We start from the raw sequence: 1,891 nt of genomic DNA, 5'->3' as shown, positions 1-1,891 counted from the left end.
CGTCGAAGAAAAATATGATGTATTCAACGCTCGGAGTACTACAGCAAGGCCTTAAAGAGTATGGCTTGGCTATTAGAGCGCTGGAATTGAAACCTAGAAATGTCTGGAATATGACCTTGAGTAATGGTGTGGCGGTCGCAATGGGTGAAATTAAGCTACAAGATCGCGAAGGGCAGCAGAACCTTGAAGCCAAGCTGGAACGAGTTGGTAAGGTTTTCAGCTCCAGAGCAAATATTGACGTGGCGAATATTAGCCGAATCGACGCTCGCTACCCGAACGGTGTAGCGATCAAGTGGCGATCCGGTAAAAAGTAAGAATTAGGAATGTGTTTGTGAGCCGGGCATCGGATGGCCTTAGGCTTCGCGAAAGCAAAGTTGGTACAAAAGTAACGTGGGAACACCAGAATGGCTGGCTCATTAGAAAATGAATTTACCGTGGGGTTGGATATTGGAACCTCCAAAATTGTTGCAATTGTTGGCAAGAAGAATAGTGAAGGACAGATCGAAATAGTTGGTATCGGTTCGCACCCTTCTCGTGGCTTAAAGAGAGGGGTTGTTGTCAATATTGAGTCAACAGTTAACGCAATTCAACGAGCTGTCGAAGAGGCTGAGCTGATGGCAGGGTGCCAGATTCACTCTGTCTATGCAGGAATAGCCGGGAGCCATATTCGCAGTATGAATTCGCACGGCATTGTTGCGGTTCGAGATCGAGAAGTTGTTCAGGCCGATATTGATCGTGTTATCGATGCTGCACAGGCTGTGGCAATACCAGCAGACCAGAAAGTGCTGCACATTCTCCCTCAGGAGTTTGTGATTGATAGCCAGGAAGGCATTAAAGAGCCTTTGGGTATGTCTGGTGTGCGTCTAGAAGCAAAGGTGCACTTGGTGACCTGTGCGGTTAACGCAGCTCAGAATATAGAAAAGTGTGTGCAGAAGTGTGATCTGGACGTTGATGACATTATTTTAGAGCAGTTGGCTTCAAGCTATGCGGTGCTCACTGACGATGAGAAAGAGTTAGGTGTCTGTGTTGTGGATATTGGTGGTGGAACAACCGACATCGCAATATTTACCGGTGGTGCGATTCGTCATACCGCAGTAATCCCGATAGCGGGCGACCAGGTGACGAATGATATTGCCATGGCACTGCGTACACCGACACAAAACGCGGAAGAGATAAAGATTAAATATGCCTGTGCCTTGACGCAATTGGCCGGTGCAGAAGAAACCATAAAAGTGCCTAGTGTTGGGGATCGCCCACCACGAGACTTGTCTCGGCAGGCATTGGCTGAGGTGGTTGAACCTCGCTATGAAGAGTTATTTACCTTGATACAGTCAGAGTTACGTAGAAGTGGCTTTGAAGATGTAATTGCCGCCGGGATTGTGTTAACGGGCGGGACGTCAAAGATGGAAGGCGTTGTTGAGTTAGCAGAAGAGATATTCCATATGCCTGTCAGATTAGCATCCCCGCAGGGTGTATCTGGTTTGGCGGATGTCGTCAATAATCCGATGTATGCAACGGGCGTTGGTTTATTGATGTATGGACTGAAGCAGAGGACAACGGATAGTGAGCCGATGATGAGGTCTGAGGGAGGCGAAAGTTTTATGGAAAAAATAAAAACATGGTTTACCGGCAACTTCTAAAAATTGCCTACAAAAACCAACAATACAAAGCAGCAACTAGCAGATTGAAAATATAATATTAGGAGAAAGAGTGATGTTTGAACTCGTAGAGAATGTTTCACAAAACGCAGTAATAAAAGTCGTTGGTGTCGGCGGTGGNGGTGGTAACGCAGTGCGCCACATGCTATCTGGCGATGTAGACGGTGTAGAGTTTATTTGTGCAAATACAGACTCACAAGCTCTAAAAGATCTAGAAAACAAAGCAGTTATCC

At 46.5% G+C, this 1,891-nt stretch carries 2 protein-coding genes and 1 pseudogene; all 3 read left to right on the top strand.

The window, feature by feature from the left end; translation table 11 throughout:
* Window positions 1–314, top strand: a 314-nt coding sequence (locus A3729_RS15435; protein WP_231877446.1) for a cell division protein FtsQ/DivIB, incomplete at its 5' end; no start/stop codon positions are given.
* Between the two features lie 90 nt (window positions 315–404).
* Window positions 405–1,640 carry a cell division protein FtsA gene (ftsA, locus tag A3729_RS15430; protein WP_068516361.1) on the top strand — a complete coding sequence of 412 codons (1,236 nt, stop codon included), beginning with the start codon at window positions 405–407 and terminating at the stop codon, window positions 1,638–1,640.
* A gap of 73 nt (window positions 1,641–1,713) precedes the next feature.
* Window positions 1,714–1,891 (top strand): annotated as a pseudogene (locus A3729_RS31710) (cell division protein FtsZ); the annotation flags it as partial.

The organism is Oleiphilus sp. HI0043, assembly GCF_001634935.1.
Note: the sequence above shows the minus strand (reverse complement) of the source record. Positions and strands in the feature narration are given on the sequence as shown.

What these genes read in the sequence shown, in the direction of transcription:
- ftsA (WP_068516361.1), top strand. Translation starts at nt 405, where the DNA reads ATGGCTGGCTCATTAGAAAATGAATTTACCGTGGGGTTGGATATTGGA.